Genomic DNA, 14,703 nt, shown 5'->3' with positions numbered 1-14,703 from the left:
CTGATCTGATGCGCGTAGTACTCTGGTGGGGTTGCCGACGGCGAGGGTGTCCTCCAGAGGGCGCCGTAATCGACGCAAAGGCGTAGGTCTTTTTCAGGGCTCGTGTGCCCTTCTGAATGCCGACGTGAGCGTCGAGCGCCGCATGAAATGTTGCTAAAAAACAGGGGAGTATTTCCGTGTCCGAAGTTCGTATCAGCGCCGAGCCTCGCACTGACTTCGGGAAGGGCGGTGCCCGCCGTACGCGCCGGGCTGGAAAGGTTCCCGCGGTGGTCTACGGCCACGGCGAGAAGCCGCTCCACATTTCCCTTCCCTCGCTTGAGCTCGCCGCCGCCATCCGCAAGGGCGGCGCCAACCAGCTCATCGCCATCGAGGTCACTGACGGTACCCGCGAGCTGGTGATCCCCAAGGACATCCAGCGCGACCCGCTGCGTGACGACATCGTCCACGCCGACCTCCTGATCGTCCGCCGCGGCGAGACCATCACCACCGACATCCCGGTCCACTTCGTCGGCGAGGCGGAGAAGGGCGGCCTGGTCGTGCACGACCTCAACACCCTGACCGTCGAGGCCGAGGCGACCCACATCCCCGAGTCGATCGAGGTCTCCATCGAAGGCCTGGCCATCGGCTCGCAGCGCTACGTGCGCGAGGTCGAGGTCCCCGAGGGCATCGTCATCCTCTCCGACGGCGACCTGGTGCTCGCCTCCGTGAGCGAGCCGCGCGGCGAAGCCGCCGACGAGGACGAGGCCGCCGAGGGCGAAGCCGCTCCGGCCGCCGCCGCCGAGTAAACACCGAGATCTGCATGACCGACACCCCGACGCTCGTGGTCGGCCTGGGCAACCCCGGGCCGAAGTACGCCGCGAACCGCCACAATGTCGGTTTCATGGTCGTCGACGCGCTCGCCCGGCGCGCCGGCGGCCGTTTCGCCGCGGTCCGCAAGTACCGCGCCGAAGTCTGCGAGGCCCGCCTGGGGGTAGGCGGGCCTCGCGTCATACTCGTCAAGCCCCAGACGTACATGAACCTCTCGGGCGAGGCCGCCGGGCCGATCGCCCAGTACTACGGGATCCCGCCCGAGTCCGTGATCGCCGTCCACGACGAGCTCGACGTCCCCTTCGGCGAGCTGCGCCTCAAGCGCGGCGGCGGCGAAGGCGGCCACAACGGCCTGCGCTCCCTCACGAAGGTGCTGGGCACCAAGGACTACGCCCGCGTGCGGTTCGGCATCGGCCGCCCGCCCGGGCGCCAGGACGCGGCCGACTACGTCCTCAAGGACTTCGCGAAGGCCGAACGCCCCGAAGTGGACCTGAACATCGAGCTCGCAGCCGATGCGGTCGAGGCGATCATCGAAAAGGGCTTCGTGCTGGCGCAGAACGCGTTCAACGCACCGCCGACGTAGGACCTGAAGTCCAGCAACGCACGGACGCGTAGTCGCACCAACGATTCAGCCCCGTTTCCGTTGCGGTCTCGTCCATCCAAAGTGGACTAAATCTCATGTACTCCGCAGGGTGATAATCCCGTCACTCAACGTCTCCTCGGTCGTTAACCGGTCATGACAGTGGTTGCGGACTCGACGGCTTTCGAAGGCGTGCATGACCTCCCCGCAAAGGGACGCGTCTATTCCATAGGACCCCAGGCGACCCGGCCCTACGGAGGACCGCCTGCCTGGCAGCGCAAGTACTTCGCGGGCATCATCGGCTCCGACATAGCCGCCGGCGTCATCGGCGCGGCCCTGGCCTTTTACGCCCGCTTCGGCCACCTCAACGACGGCACCCGCATCTACGCCCTCGCCCTGATCGCCATGCCCGCGGTATGGATCGCGGTCCTCGGCCTCTCCCGCGCCTTCGAGAAGCGGTACCTGTTCGTCGGCACCGAGGAGTACCAGCGGATCGTGCACGCCGCCGTGGCCCTCACCGCCGCCGTCGCCATCGTCTCCTACGGGCTCGAGCTGCCGACCTCCCGCGTCTTCGTCCTCATCGCGATCCCCACCGCCGCAGCCGGTTCCATCATCGCCCGCTTCGGCTGGCGCAAATGGCTCCACCACATGCGCCGCGACGGACGCTGCATGAAGCGCGTCGTCCTGGTCGGCCACGAGTCCTCCGTCGCCGCCCTCATCGTCCAGCTCCGCCGCGAGCACTACCACGGCCTCAAGGTCGTGGCCGCGTGCCTGCCCACCGAGAAGCCCCGAGGTGCGCTGCTGGACTTCGACACCCGCGTCCGCGGCAGCTTCGACCGCATCGCCGAAGCCGTCGCCGCCGAACGCGCCGACACCGTCATCGTCCTGGGCTGCCCCGAAATCGACGGCCAGGCCCTGCGTCGCCTCGCCTGGAAGCTCGAACGCAGCGAAGTCGACCTCATCGTCGCCTCCGCCCTCGTCGACGTCGCCGGCGACCGCACCACCGTCCGCCCCGTCGACGGCCTGCCCATGCTCCACCTGGACCACGCCCGCCTCACCGGGGTCCGCCGCCTCGCCAAGGACGCCGTGGACCGCATCGGCGCCGCCATGCTGCTGCTCGCGCTCTCGCCGCTCCTCCTCAGCGCCGCATTCCTCATCCGCTGCACCTCGCCCGGCCCGGCCCTGTTCAAGCAGGAGCGCATCGGCAAGGACGGCCAGCCGTTCACCATCTGGAAGTTCCGCACCATGCACCTGGACGCCGAACGGCGCCTCGCGGACATCGCGCACCTCAACGAAGGCGACGGCGTCCTCTTCAAGATGAAGGACGACCCCCGCATCACCGCCGTCGGCAAGTACCTGCGCCGCTTCTCCATCGACGAGTTCCCCCAACTCGTCAACGTCCTCCGCGGCGACATGAGCCTCGTCGGGCCCCGCCCGCCCCTTGCGATCGAGGTCGCCGCGTATGAGAGCGACATGCGCCGGCGCCTCGCCGTCAAGCCCGGCATGACCGGCCTCTGGCAGGTATCCGGCCGCTCCGACCTCCCTTGGGAAGAGGCGGTGCGCCTCGACCTCCGCTACGTCGAGCACTGGAACCTCTCGCTCGACTTCGTCATCCTGCTGCGCACCGTGACCGCCATCCTGCGCCCGCAAGGCGCATACTGAAACGGGGCTAGTCAGCGCCTCGCCCGGTCGATGACCAGGCGAGGCGCTCCGTTGTCCACTCCCCAACCCGCGCAACGCCTCAGCCCGGCTCCATCTCGCCCGCCGAACACCGCGATCACACGGAGTTGCAGCGAACCGTTAAAATCAAGACGGTTTTGCAGATGTTTCGCCCGATACACCCCGGAGGTCCCCGCCGTGGCTCAGCGCGTGCTCGATCCTGAATACCTCGAAGCGTTCCGAGATGAGCTGGTCGCCCGTCTCAACTTCGTCACCGAGATGACTCAGAAGTTGATGCCCGGCAACGAATTGGGCTACGAGCCGGGTTTCGGCCTGCTCGACTCGTCGGCCGACGCCCGCACGCAGTACGCGGGTGCGCACGAGGAGACCTGGAACAACCTGCAGAAGCTCCGCGCCGACCTGTACGGCGCGATCGTGACGATCAACGAATCCCTTGGCCTGCACACCGACGCCGAGGAACTCAACATCACCGAGATCAACCTGTCCGGCTCCGACACCGAGGGCACCGCATGAGACTCGCCGTTGCCAAGACCGCCACCGCAGCAGCCGCGCTTCTGCTCGCCCTTGCCGCGTGCTCCGAAGACGCAGGTGGCAACAACGACGGCACCGGAGACGGCGGTGAAGATCCGGTCTTCGCCGCCATGAAGACCTGGGACGCCTGCGAGGTGCTGGACAACCTCCAGCCCATCACTGAGTTCATGGGCATCGAGGGCTACGGAAGTCTCACCTCAGCGGGCGGTGCCCCTGCGACCCGCGAATACGACACCACTTGGTCCCCCGACGCCATCGGATGCGGAAATCTCATCTATCTGGGCAGCTATGAAGGTCTCGGCATGGATGGAGAAATCAAGGTCAGCATCATCCCTGCTGAGGATGAAGACCAGGCGAGCACCGCCTATGCAGACCGCGCCGGCGCTGCAGAGTCAAACGCTGCGGGTGGGCAAGACACGACCAGCTCCGAGATCGGCGACCCCTGGGATGAGGGGGTCATGCACTCTTGGATTGAGGGAGCTGACAATCCCCATGTCGAGATCATTGCCCGTGACGGGCAATGGGTCTTCCAGATCGTCCTCTATCACAGCGCTGACTATGGCCTTGGTGCCACTGGTGAGCCCGCGCTCCAATTCACCGATGACGAACTCAACCAGTGGTTCATCGACACCTACTTGCCTGAGGTCAACCAGGCCGTCAACGACAAGATTGCGGAGGTCCAGTAGTCATGGGCGACAACATCCAGTTCGGGACCGAGTCCTACCAGTCCATGGACAGCTGGTCGGCGACGTCGGAATCACAGGCCTCCGCCAATACCTCATTTCTCAACGGCGCGCCGTGCTCGAACGGCGACTGCGAGAACCGGGAGAACCCCGCCGAAGAGGCATGGGTCAAGTTGGTCTCGGCGATCCCGGTCGCCGACCAGGTCCAGAGCCTCAAGTGCGTCGCACAGGGCACCGCAGCGCCTTCCGCGGAAGAAGTGCAGTCCCTGGTTTCCGATATCCGGCCTGAAAACCCAAACAACTACGCGCTCCGCGAGCTTGCCGACTACTGGTCTCGGTTTCAGCTGGAGTTTTCGGTCAACGACGAATCCGCCGTTTCGAAGATCTTGGAGTCGAAACTCGCCGATCTCGCCAACGGCTGGCAGGGCGACGACTTCGATGCTTTCGCTGAGCAGATGGAGATCGTCTTCGCCAACTGCGAGCAGATTGCGACAGACATCGGGACCGATGCGACCGGAATGGTCGGCCTGTTGAACCAGAAGGCCGACGAACTCTACGCTCTTCAAGGCGCGGGCTCTGGCGAGCTGCCTTACCCCGCTCCGCAGTACTGGGTCGAGGACAAGGGCGGCCTGTTCTCCAACCCGAAGGTGCATGTGCGTGCGCCGTTCAAGCCCGGAGACTGCGAGGTCGCCGAGGGGTGCATGTTCGGCGACGGAGACACCGAAAAGGCCATGGAACTGGGTGGGTTCGACAGCGAGTACACCGGCGAGCTGAACCAGTACATGACCGACCAGACCGAATACCACTACACGCGTTTGAAGGCCGAGCAGCTGCAGGCGTCTGAAGCAGCCAAGCCCGCTGACTCCACCGAGGACGTGAAGTTGACTGCTGAGCAGGAGTCCGCGCTCAGGGCCGAGGCCGAACGCCTGGCCACCGAAGACGCCAATAACCGTGCCGCCCAGGACTACGAAGCGGCCGACCAGGATTACCAGGCCCGCGCTACCGAGCAGAACGAGACCGTCGTTGCCCGGTGGACCGATGCCGAATCGTCAGCCTCCAGCTTCGCCCCGACCGTCGAGACCTCCAGGGACACCACGTTCCGCGAGTCTGCGGGCGACCTCGACAGCGCCGCGTACTCCCCGCCCTCCGGCGGGAACTTCAACACCGATCTGTCCAGCTCCGGCACTAGCGGTCTGAACTCCCCAAGCAACACGAGCACCTTCGGCCCGGGCGGCAACCTCACCGGCGGTTCCAATCCCGGCGGATCTACTGGCGGGCTGAACCCGTGGGAGTCCAACGGCGGCAGCGATGACGACGTCTCCGGTGGTCTCGCCTCGGGCGGCGGCCTCGGTTCGGGCGCCGGCACGCTGACCGGCCCGGGCCTCGGCACCGGCGGCGGCGGTATGGGCGGCGCTGGTGGCGGCGGCCTCGGCCCGGGCTCGGGACTCTTCGGCCCGGCCGCGGGCGGCGCGGGCAGTATGACGGGCATGACCGGAGCAGGCGGCGCGGGACGCGGCGCCGGTGCAGGCGGCGTTGGCAAGGGCCAAGGGCTCTTCGGCAAGACCGCCGGAGCCGGTGCGGGCGCCAAGGCCGGTGCTGGAGGCATGATGGGCGGCGGCCGCGGCGCCGGCGGCCTCGGTGAAGACGAGGAAGCCAACACCGGCACCTGGCTCACCGAAGACGAAGACGTCTGGGGTCTCGCCCGCTTCAACGACGAGGACGACCCCCTCGCCTAACCCCAAGCGACGAACGGTAAACAGCGGCGGCCGGACCCACTAGGCCCGGCCGCCGCGACAATTCCCAAACCCGCCAAATGATCTCGTGGCCGCCCAGCTCCGTCGCAAACGCACGCTGGGCGGGCATGGCCTCAGCCCTTCCCCTCCAGAGGATCCCAAAATTCGGGACGCATGTATCCAAGGTGTCCGATTCGACTCATAAGCCGGCGGAAACCCTAGATCCTCTCGCGACCATCAGCAAAACACGGAGCATCGCCAACGTGATCGACCACCTCGACGAAGGCAACGATGAATCAATCATCGCCAGTCTCAAGACTCGGCTCCTCCTTGGAACAGTTGACGCCGACTCAATCGCGCAGGAGCTGAGCGCCTATCGTATCCAAGCCCGAGATCAGGCCTTTGGAACCACTGTGACCATGAATCTCCTCGGCGAAATGTCCGACATCATGCTGCCGCCGTTGCACACCGACCACTATGAGGATGCCTGGGACAAGGTAGCGGCGAGCGTCAGCGCCACGGCGGCAGCCCTTCAAACCAGAGCCCGCACGATCGCTGTCAAGTCCCTTCCTTTCCCGACCACCCCTGTTGGAGCCGACGGTGTCCAGTGACTTCATTGAACGAGCCAGGCGGGCTGCCGAACGCCTGAGCCGCAACCGTGAGCAGCTCCAAGTCCTCAGCAGCACCGAGTTGACCAGCGATGATGGCATGATCTCGGTCAAGCTGGACATCATGGGTAGGCCAGAGATCAGCATTGAACGTGGCCGCACTTACTCGTTCGAGGAATACGAGGTGAAGATGATCCTGATCGAGACTTACAACCGCGCAGTCCAGCTCCACGCGCAGCAGCTGCAGGAAGCTGCCGGAAGCGCCACCGAATTCTTCAGCGCCATCGCGCCAGGAAGAGAGCAATAGCCGTGGCTACCACCGAAATCGAACCTGATGATGTCGCTGCCTACGCCGACAAGATCGAGCAGCGGGCAGCTGAGGTTGCGATCTACGACGGACAACTCCTCGAAACTGCTCCGTCGGGTCTCCAAGCCGCAGACGGACTCGACCAACAGCTCCGCCTTAACCCTGAATGGTTTGGGAGCATGATTGCCCCCTGGTGCGCCGACGTGGAGGCCAGTATCCACATGGTCTACGACAACCGTAACCACGAAGCTCTCCGCATCCACCAAGAGCTCACAGGCATCGCCACAGACCTCCGGGATTTCGTAGCGCGATGGCTTCAGGACCAGGAATCAGCGTCTTTTGAGTTCAACAATGCCAGCGACCCTGAGTAGGAGTCAAGGAGCACATCATGGCCGAAATCGCGTCTGAGTATGGGCCGTTTTACAACCCCTTCAAGGACCTTGTCAAGGAAGGTGGCGAGTTTTCAGAAACCATCCAACTTCTTGATGATTTCGCCGAAAGCTCGGGTTATGGGGGCGACATTATGCCCAGCCATATGCTCCAGGTGCTGTCGTTTGTGGAAGTCGATGAGATCCGCAATAATGCAGCCAGAATTCATCACAGGGCCCAAGAGGTCTGCGCCAGTCTAAAAGATGGCGCCTTTACCGATCTTCTAACCAACAGTTGGATCGGGGGTGATGCAGATGCGTTCGAGGATTACATCGCCGGAGGAGGAGGTCACCGAGGACTTGACCTCTACCTGGAGGATGTGAAAGCGAAAACCGAGGCCCAAGCTCTTTCCTTCATAGGTCTCGCGGATACCCTCGCAACAAAGCTTCAAGACGCATACGACTCGATTATCGGAGACCTCGAAGACCTCAGAGAGAAGATTGACGAAGGAAAGATGCTGGTAGGTGCCAGCGAATTTCACAATATCCTGATGATGGCCCTGACGGGTGCTGCTGGTCTTATGGGTATTGTTGCGGCCCTTCCTGGAGTGAATGTCATCGTGGCGCTTATTATCGCCGCAATGCTTGGAATTTCCGCGCTAGTTGAATTCACGCTCTCCAAGACGGCGGAGGTTGCAGAGGAGATCATTGACTCCGTCAATTCGGCGATCTCGGAAAGCGTCATGCTGGAAAGCGAGAATGTTGAAGAGCTGAAGGCGGCCGAATGGTAGAAAATCCTGACGAACCGGAAAGTCAGGAAATTATGGAGGTTTGGGGTCGGAAGATGCCGGTGCTCATTGGCGCGATCGCAGTTCTGACCGGTCTTGCAGCTTCAATCGGCGTGCTAATTTCCGATCCGGAGTTCTTGGCTGGGCCACCGGCGATGATATGTCTCGCATTGACGATTCCAGCGGGCGTACTGATCGTGTATGCAAGATACGTGTTCTCTGTCCCCGTGGCGCGTTACGATCCTGCGGAGAAGAAGCTCATCACGACACGTATGTTTGGGGCTGAGCGAAGCTGGCCGCGAGACGCGGATGGAGGCAGGCTGGTTGCGGCTCGTGGTCGGATCAAGTATCTCCATCGCAATGGGCGAGAGCAAACCCTAATCAATCGAACTGAGGTCAATTCTTCGCAATTCGACTTTGTTCACCATGCGATCAAGCTCGATCTCGATTCGGCATCGTTATCAGAGCTTAGGCCGGGTCAGTGGCCTGGCATCTGATGGCACGAAAACGCGAGGGGTTTCCGGATGTCGGGATTGGGTGGCCCAATATTTGGGCGGAGTTGGGCTGCAGCGTAGACTGGCCGGCATGCATGACGCCCCCGACTCCGCTTCGGTGACCGGAGTTCCCACCGCTACGCCCGAGGCCGCTTCCGCTGCTGATGTCGCGTTCGCGGCCGAGCTTGCGACCGGTGCGGGGGAGCTGCTGGTCAAGCTCAGGGCAGTCATCGGGTTCGCCGACCCCAAGGCGCTCAAAGCCGCCGGGGACCAGCAGGCCAACGACTTCCTGCTCAGTCGCGTCGCCGCCGAGCGGCCCAATGACGCCGTGCTCTCCGAGGAGGGCAAGGGCGAGACGGGCCGCATCGGCACCGAGCGGCTCGGGGCGGACCGGGTTTGGATCATCGATCCACTGGATGGGACGCGTGAGTACTCCGAGGAAGGCCGCGACGACTGGGCCGTGCATGTCGCGCTCTGGCAGCGGGGCCTCGGCCTGACCGCTTCCGCCGTAGCGCTCCCGGCACAGGATGTGACGTTGCGCACCGACAAGGTCTACGCGGTGCCCGCGCCCCGCGAGGGCAAGCCGCGTATCGCCGTGTCGCGCACCAGACCACCGGCCGAGGCCGAAGCGGTCGCCGCCGCACTCGGCGCTGAACTCGTGCCGATGGGCTCCGCCGGTGCCAAGGTCATGGCCGTGGTCGCCGGTACAGTTGACGCCTATGTGCACGCCGGCGGGCAGTTCGAATGGGACTCCGCCGCTCCCGTAGGAGTGGCCCTCGCCTCCGGCTGGCACGCGACGCGGATCGACGGCGCCCCGCTGCAGTACAACAATCCCGACCCGTACCTGCCGGACCTGCTGGTCTGCCGCCCCGACCTGGCCGGGCCCGCGCTCGAGGCCATCCGCGGGACGAACTGACCACCCGGTCCCCGACCGGATCCGACGACGACCGAACACCCCCGAACGGGGCCTGCCGAGAGGAGCATTGCGCCGGTGAGCGACTACCGCATCAGCCACATCGCCGCGCTGGAGGCCGAGGCGATCTTCATCTTCCGTGAAGTCGCGGCCACCTGTCAGCGGCCCGTGCTGCTCTTCTCCGGCGGCAAGGACTCCATCGTCATGCTGCACTTGGCGCAGAAGGCCTTCGCGCCGGCGCCGATCCCGTTCCCGGTCATGCACGTCGACACCGGCCAGAACTTCGCTGAGGTCATCGATTACCGCGACCGCCGCGTCGCCGAGGCCGGCGTCCAGCTCATCGTCGCCTCGGTCCAGGACGCGATCGACCGCGGCATGGTCACCGAGCCGCCGGACGGCACCCGCAACCGCATCCAGACCCCCGTGCTCCTGGAAGCGGCCGAGAAGTACCAGTTCGACGCTCTCTTCGGCGGCGCCCGCCGCGACGAGGAGAAGGCCCGCGCCAAGGAGCGCGTGTTCTCCTTCCGCGACGACTTCGGCCAGTGGGACCCCAAGAACCAGCGCCCCGAGCTGTGGAACCTGTACAACGGCCGGGTCCACCCGGGCGAGCAGATCCGCGTGTTCCCGTTGTCGAACTGGACAGAACTGGACGTGTGGCGCTACATCGGCTCCGAGGACATCCCGCTTCCCGAGGTGTACTTCTCCGCCGAGCGCGAGGTCGTGGACCGCGGCGGCATGCTCTACGCCGTCAACGAGTTCATCCGCCCGCGCGAGGGCGAGGAGACCTTCTTCGAGAAGGTCCGCTACCGCACGGTCGGCGACGCGAACCTGACCGCCGGCGTGCGCTCTGACGCGACCACGATCGACGAGATCATCGCCGAAGTCGAGGTCACCCGCATCACCGAGCGCGGCGCGACCCGCGGTGACGACAAGACCTCCGAGGCCGCGATGGAAGACCGGAAACGGGAAGGCTACTTCTAATGACGGACACCATGCCGCCCCGCGAGGAGAGCACGTTCTCCCGCGAGGACACGCACGAGCTGCTGCGCTTCGCCACGGCCGGTTCGGTGGACGACGGCAAGTCGACGCTCATCGGCCGCCTCCTGTTCGATTCGAAGGCGCTCTTCGACGACCAGTGGGACGCCGTCGAGGCCGTCAGCGCCGGTCGCGGTGACGAGTACACCGACCTGGCACTGCTCACGGACGGGCTCCGCTCGGAACGCGAGCAGGGCATCACGATCGACGTCGCGTACCGGTACTTCTCCACGCCCGAGCGCAAGTTCATCATCGCGGACACGCCCGGCCACATCCAGTACACGCGGAACATGGTCACCGGCGCCTCGACCGCCGACCTCGCGCTGATCCTGGTCGACGCCCGCAAGGGCCTCGTGGAGCAGTCCCGCCGCCATGCGTTCCTGTGCTCGCTGCTGCGCGTGCCGCACATGGTCCTGTGCGTCAACAAGATGGACCTCGTGGACTACGACGAGGCCGTGTTCAAGCGGATCGAGAACGAGTTCTCCGCGTTCGCGACCAAGCTCGAGGTCCCCGACCTCACCGTGATCCCCGTGTCGGCCCTCAAGGGCGACAACGTGGTCAACCGCTCCGAGCACATGCCGTGGTTCAACGGCCCGAGCCTGCTCCACCACCTGGAGAAGGTCCACATCGCGTCGGACCGCAACCTCGTGGACGTGCGCTTCCCGGTCCAGCACGTGATCCGGCCGCACTCCAGCGACAACCACGACTTCCGGGGCTACGCGGGCCAGGTCGCCTCCGGCGTCATGAAGCCCGGCGACGAGGTCATGGTGCTGCCCAGCGGCTTCACCTCGCGCATCGCGTCGATCGAGACCGCCGACGGCCCGCTCGAAGAGGCCTTCCCGCCCTTGAGCGTCACCGTGCGCCTCGAGGACGAGCTGGACGTCTCCCGCGGCGACATGCTCTGCCGCCCCGGCAACCAGGCGCGCGTCTCGCAGGACATCGAAGCGATGGTCTGCTGGATGGACGAGGCGCGGCCGCTGAAGCTGCGCGGCAAGTACGCCGTCAAGCACACCACTTCGGACGTGCGGGCGATCGTCAAGGACGTGCAGTACCAGCTCGACATCAACACCCTGCACCGGGACGAGAGCGCGACCGAGCTGAAGCTCAACGAGATCGGCCGCGTCACCCTGCGCACGACCAAGCCGCTCCTGTGCGACGACTACCGCCGTAACAGGGCCACCGGCGGGTTCATCATCATCGACGAAGCCGACAACCGCACCGTGGGCGCCGGCATCATCGTCTAGGCACTGCAAAGGATTCGGGCCCGGACGCGCAAGCGTCCGGGCTCGAACTCGTTGTCCGCCTGAGTGTCAGGCGTCATGCTGGTGCGGATTCGTGTCGGGGTGTCGAAATGCGAATCGCGTGCTGAGCTCCAATACCGTTTCATGCCATGGTCACCCATTCGCATGAGGTCCCCATCCGCTTGTTCCAAGTGCGCCCGGAACTCGCGGCCGAACTGCTCGTCAAGTCGCTCGGCGCCGCGTTCCCCGCTTATGCCAGCGCATTGCCCGAATCGGAGGCGCTCACCAACAACGACCCCCTCGAACTCAACTGCGACAACGCAGCCGTATTCCGCGATGAGGCGGGGGTGCCCGTCTTCGCGGTCATCATCGAGATTCAACGCGGCCAGGACAACCGGAAGCGCTACAGCTGGCCGATGTACATGACGATCCTCCGCGCCCGTCTCAAATGCCCGGTGCGGCTGCTGGCGGTCTGCACCGATGCGGCGACGGCGGACTGGGCGCGCCGGGCGATCGAGATCGGACCGCCCGGGTTCACCCTGCTGCCGGATGTCATCAACCCGGAGGATCTCCTGGAAGCTGCGGCGGACCAGAGCCCCAAAGAGGCGGTAGAGATACTTATTCTCAAAGCGGCTTGCGGGGGACCACAGGCCGAGCAGGTCGCCCACAAACTCGGCCGGAGGCTCAACGAGCTATCCGAGTCGGACCGCCAGCAGTATGCTGGATGGGCGATGCAACTGCTCTCAGACGAGGCGTACAGCGTACTGGAGGCATACATGAGCATGACGTACCAGGACTACCTTCAGAGCCCGGCTGGGAAGCTGGAACTCAAGGGTGAGCAGCGCGGCCGACGGCTCGGGCAGATCGGCGCACTCCTCAAGGTGCTCGACGCCCGTGGCATCGAAGTCTCCGCGTCGGCGCTCGCCCGTATCGAGGGCGTCTCGGACGAGGAAGAGCTCGACCGCTGGTTCATCCGAGCGGTGACGGTGGACCGGGTCGAGGAGATCTTCGACTGAGCGTGCACCGCTGACTTCGAAAGGCCCGGCCGCACCAGCGGCCGGGCCTTCGTCATTTCCCGGCTTCGTAGGCTTTGCGGACGCGCACGGGGGCCTTGAGGAGCCAGGCGTCCTCGATCATCTCGGTGAGGCGCTGCTCGTCGATGCGGTCGAGGTGGATGAGGATCATGGCGTAGCCGTCGTAGTGGGGCGTGGTGTAGAAGGCAGGGTCGGCGGAGGCGAGGAGCGCGGCCTTTTCGCCGGGGTCGCAGACGATGGCGAGGCCGCCTTCGGCCTCGGTGCGCAGTCGCGCGAAGAACTTGCCCTTGACCTTCAGTGAGGGGGTCTGCCAGCTCGTGGTCACCTCGACTTCGGGCAGGCGGTTCGCGATGGCCACTACGTCGTCCCAGGTCGGCATCCGGACTCCTCTCGTCACCCACGATTCTCGCGCACGGGTACGACAGTTCAGCCATGAACGACAGGGCGCCGGGATACGACGGTGCACCGATACGTCGGCGGTCAGGGGTTGATCCAGTTGCCGATCGTGATGAGGCTGGCGGCGGAGGCGCCGAGGACGGCGGTGGCGACGACGGCCGCGGCGAGGAGGCGCAGGGGCGTCTGCGTCCAGTCGGGGCCGATCTGGTGGCGCATGGCGGGCATGGAGCCGGTCCCGGGTTCCGGTTGCGGCGCCTGCTCGGCGGGCGCGATCTCGGTCTCCTGCGGGCGCTTGAAGTTCGTGGTGTCGAGCAGCTGCGTGTCGCCGTTGACCCCGTTGTCGACCCTGACGTGGTCGATCTGGACCGAGACGGGCCCGACGGAGCCGCGGACGCCGTCGCCGACGCGCGCGAACTGGGCGGTGTCGCCCGGGCGGTAGCCGCTGAGGCTGGGGCGGGAGTGCTCGCCGGTGAGGCCGGAGGCCGAGCTCTCGCGGCCGACGCGGGGGACCGACCAGTTGGTGAAGCCGGGCTCGGAGGGCGCCGCGGCCTCGCTGCGGGGCTGGGAGAAGCCCTGGTGCTGTTCCGAAGCGGCGTAGCGGGGTTCGGAGAACCCGTGGCCCGGTTCGGAGAAGCCGCCGGCCGGTTCGGCGTCGCTCGTTTCGGAGGATTCCCAGCTGTAGCGGTACCGCGAGCGCGACTCCTGGCGGGGCGGCGCTTCGGCGACGGTGTCGACCTGGATCGTGCGCTGCTCGTCCGTGCGGCCGTCGCCGACCCGGGGGAGTTCCCCCGTGGTCGGATGCGTCGGGTCGCCGTATCGAGGTCCCCACTGGTCCTGGCTCACAGCGGCGTCCCTACTCTTCGACGGCGTTCAGGATGTTGTCGCGGTGGTTCTCGAGGTTCTCGATCTCGGCCTGCTGCTGGCTCACGGTGCGCCGGGCCGCGGTCGCGACGAGCTCGTTGTCGGTGCGCTCGAGCGCGGCCTTGGCCATGTCGACGCCGCCGATGTGGTGGGCGATCATGAGGTCGGCGAACATGACGTCGGCTTCGGCGCCGGTGAGGGTCCTGAACTCGGCCATCTGCTCGTCGGTGGCCATGCCGGGCATGAGCCCGCCGTTCTCCTCGGTGTCATGCGCGTGCTCGTCGCCGGCCCACGCCATCGGCTCGCCGCTGGAGAGCTGGACGCCCCAGTCGCGCAGCCACGTGCGGTACATGCCGATCTCGGTGCTCTGGGTGGTGGCGATGTCGTAGGCGACCGTGGTCATCGCCGGGTCCGAGCCGTTCTGCCACTCGTACATGGCCATCTCGACGGCCTGCTGGTGGTGCGTCTGCATGTCGCGCGCGAACCCGGCCTCGACGGAGTCGTTGCCGGGAGCGGACGTGCCCGCCACCCAGCCGACCGCGAGGCCCGCGGCGAGCATGAGCACTGCGGTGATCGCGACCAGCACTGCGGGCCTGCGCCACAAGCGGCTCATTCGTCGTCCTCTCTCGGCGGGCGCTCCCCCT

At 65.7% G+C, this 14,703-nt stretch carries 18 protein-coding genes; 15 read left to right on the top strand and 3 right to left on the bottom strand.

All coding sequences use genetic code 11. From position 1 onward, the window contains the following. The first annotated feature begins 176 nt into the window (after positions 1 to 176). From QWI33_RS09275 to QWI33_RS09205, 15 genes are all read left to right on the top strand, one after another. Positions 177 to 785: a 50S ribosomal protein L25/general stress protein Ctc gene (locus tag QWI33_RS09275; protein ID WP_289956975.1), complete on the top strand. Its 609-nt coding sequence runs from the start codon at positions 177 to 179 to the stop codon at positions 783 to 785. 14 nt (positions 786 to 799) lie between these two features. Continuing rightward, on the top strand, positions 800 to 1,390 hold the full coding sequence (gene pth, locus QWI33_RS09270; protein ID WP_289956974.1) for an aminoacyl-tRNA hydrolase: 591 nt from the start codon (positions 800 to 802) through the stop codon (positions 1,388 to 1,390). A 189-nt stretch (positions 1,391 to 1,579) separates the two neighbouring features. Continuing rightward, entirely contained in the window at positions 1,580 to 3,049 is a 1,470-nt protein-coding gene (locus QWI33_RS09265; protein ID WP_289956973.1) for a sugar transferase, read from the top strand. A gap of 207 nt (positions 3,050 to 3,256) precedes the next feature. Beyond that, on the top strand, positions 3,257 to 3,580 hold the full coding sequence (locus tag QWI33_RS09260; RefSeq protein WP_289956972.1) for a hypothetical protein: 324 nt from the start codon (positions 3,257 to 3,259) through the stop codon (positions 3,578 to 3,580). After that, positions 3,577 to 4,284: a hypothetical protein gene (locus tag QWI33_RS09255; RefSeq protein ID WP_289956971.1), complete on the top strand. Its 708-nt coding sequence runs from the start codon at positions 3,577 to 3,579 to the stop codon at positions 4,282 to 4,284. The genes QWI33_RS09260 and QWI33_RS09255 overlap by 4 nt, the downstream gene beginning before the upstream one ends. 2 nt (positions 4,285 to 4,286) lie before the next feature. Then, entirely contained in the window at positions 4,287 to 6,017 is a 1,731-nt protein-coding gene (locus tag QWI33_RS09250; protein WP_289956970.1) for a cell envelope integrity TolA family protein, read from the top strand. A 260-nt stretch (positions 6,018 to 6,277) separates the two neighbouring features. Continuing rightward, on the top strand, positions 6,278 to 6,625 hold the full coding sequence (locus QWI33_RS09245) for a hypothetical protein (RefSeq protein WP_289956969.1): 348 nt from the start codon (positions 6,278 to 6,280) through the stop codon (positions 6,623 to 6,625). Next, positions 6,615 to 6,929, top strand: coding sequence for a hypothetical protein (locus QWI33_RS09240; RefSeq protein ID WP_289956968.1), 315 nt, complete (start codon positions 6,615 to 6,617; stop codon positions 6,927 to 6,929). The genes QWI33_RS09245 and QWI33_RS09240 overlap by 11 nt, the downstream gene beginning before the upstream one ends. A gap of 2 nt (positions 6,930 to 6,931) precedes the next feature. After that, on the top strand, positions 6,932 to 7,300 hold the full coding sequence (locus QWI33_RS09235) for a hypothetical protein (protein WP_289956967.1): 369 nt from the start codon (positions 6,932 to 6,934) through the stop codon (positions 7,298 to 7,300). A 17-nt stretch (positions 7,301 to 7,317) separates the two neighbouring features. After that, positions 7,318 to 8,088 (top strand): hypothetical protein, encoded by a 771-nt coding sequence (locus QWI33_RS09230; RefSeq protein WP_289956966.1) that lies wholly within the window; start codon positions 7,318 to 7,320, stop codon positions 8,086 to 8,088. Then, the gene (locus QWI33_RS09225; protein ID WP_289956965.1) at positions 8,082 to 8,582 is read left to right on the top strand and encodes a hypothetical protein; all 501 of its coding nucleotides are present in this window, start codon (positions 8,082 to 8,084) and stop codon (positions 8,580 to 8,582) included. Before QWI33_RS09230 ends, QWI33_RS09225 begins: the two co-directional genes overlap by 7 nt. Positions 8,583 to 8,670: 88 nt before the next feature. Continuing rightward, positions 8,671 to 9,495: a 3'(2'),5'-bisphosphate nucleotidase CysQ gene (locus QWI33_RS09220; RefSeq protein WP_289956964.1), complete on the top strand. Its 825-nt coding sequence runs from the start codon at positions 8,671 to 8,673 to the stop codon at positions 9,493 to 9,495. A 75-nt stretch (positions 9,496 to 9,570) separates the two neighbouring features. Continuing rightward, entirely contained in the window at positions 9,571 to 10,473 is a 903-nt protein-coding gene (cysD, locus tag QWI33_RS09215; RefSeq protein WP_289956963.1) for a sulfate adenylyltransferase subunit CysD, read from the top strand. Then, complete coding sequence (locus QWI33_RS09210; protein WP_289956962.1) at positions 10,473 to 11,771, top strand: sulfate adenylyltransferase subunit 1; 1,299 nt, start codon at positions 10,473 to 10,475, stop codon at positions 11,769 to 11,771. Before cysD ends, QWI33_RS09210 begins: the two co-directional genes overlap by 1 nt. Before the next feature lie 146 nt (positions 11,772 to 11,917). Further along, the gene (locus tag QWI33_RS09205; protein ID WP_289956961.1) at positions 11,918 to 12,784 is read left to right on the top strand and encodes a hypothetical protein; all 867 of its coding nucleotides are present in this window, start codon (positions 11,918 to 11,920) and stop codon (positions 12,782 to 12,784) included. 52 nt (positions 12,785 to 12,836) lie between these two features. On the opposite strand, the gene QWI33_RS09200 is transcribed toward QWI33_RS09205, so the two are convergent. The 3 genes from QWI33_RS09200 to QWI33_RS09190 all read right to left on the bottom strand — a co-directional run bounded on the left by QWI33_RS09200 (position 12,837) and on the right by QWI33_RS09190 (position 14,672). Next, entirely contained in the window at positions 12,837 to 13,181 is a 345-nt protein-coding gene (locus QWI33_RS09200) for an MmcQ/YjbR family DNA-binding protein (protein ID WP_289956960.1), read from the bottom strand. A gap of 101 nt (positions 13,182 to 13,282) precedes the next feature. Next, positions 13,283 to 14,041, bottom strand: a complete 759-nt coding sequence (locus QWI33_RS09195; RefSeq protein WP_289956959.1) for a hypothetical protein — start codon at positions 14,039 to 14,041, stop codon at positions 13,283 to 13,285. A gap of 10 nt (positions 14,042 to 14,051) precedes the next feature. Continuing rightward, positions 14,052 to 14,672, bottom strand: coding sequence for a DUF305 domain-containing protein (locus QWI33_RS09190; RefSeq protein WP_289956958.1), 621 nt, complete (start codon positions 14,670 to 14,672; stop codon positions 14,052 to 14,054). Positions 14,673 to 14,703 lie beyond the last annotated feature (31 nt).

The organism is Glycomyces tritici (assembly GCF_030403505.1).
This window is presented reverse-complemented; position numbering and strand designations above follow the sequence as displayed.

Bases quoted from the DNA above. Each gene is read 5' to 3' on its own strand.
- pth (WP_289956974.1), top strand. From the start codon at position 800: ATGACCGACACCCCGACGCTCGTGGTCGGCCTGGGCAACCCCGGGCCG.
- QWI33_RS09255 (WP_289956971.1), top strand. From the start codon at position 3,577: ATGAGACTCGCCGTTGCCAAGACCGCCACCGCAGCAGCCGCGCTTCTG.
- QWI33_RS09250 (WP_289956970.1), top strand. From the start codon at position 4,287: ATGGGCGACAACATCCAGTTCGGGACCGAGTCCTACCAGTCCATGGAC.
- QWI33_RS09230 (WP_289956966.1), top strand. From the start codon at position 7,318: ATGGCCGAAATCGCGTCTGAGTATGGGCCGTTTTACAACCCCTTCAAG.
- QWI33_RS09225 (WP_289956965.1), top strand. From the start codon at position 8,082: ATGGTAGAAAATCCTGACGAACCGGAAAGTCAGGAAATTATGGAGGTT.
- QWI33_RS09220 (WP_289956964.1), top strand. From the start codon at position 8,671: ATGCATGACGCCCCCGACTCCGCTTCGGTGACCGGAGTTCCCACCGCT.
- QWI33_RS09210 (WP_289956962.1), top strand. From the start codon at position 10,473: ATGACGGACACCATGCCGCCCCGCGAGGAGAGCACGTTCTCCCGCGAG.
- QWI33_RS09205 (WP_289956961.1), top strand. From the start codon at position 11,918: ATGGTCACCCATTCGCATGAGGTCCCCATCCGCTTGTTCCAAGTGCGC.
- QWI33_RS09200 (WP_289956960.1), bottom strand. From the start codon at position 13,181: ATGCCGACCTGGGACGACGTAGTGGCCATCGCGAACCGCCTGCCCGAA.
- QWI33_RS09190 (WP_289956958.1), bottom strand. From the start codon at position 14,672: ATGAGCCGCTTGTGGCGCAGGCCCGCAGTGCTGGTCGCGATCACCGCA.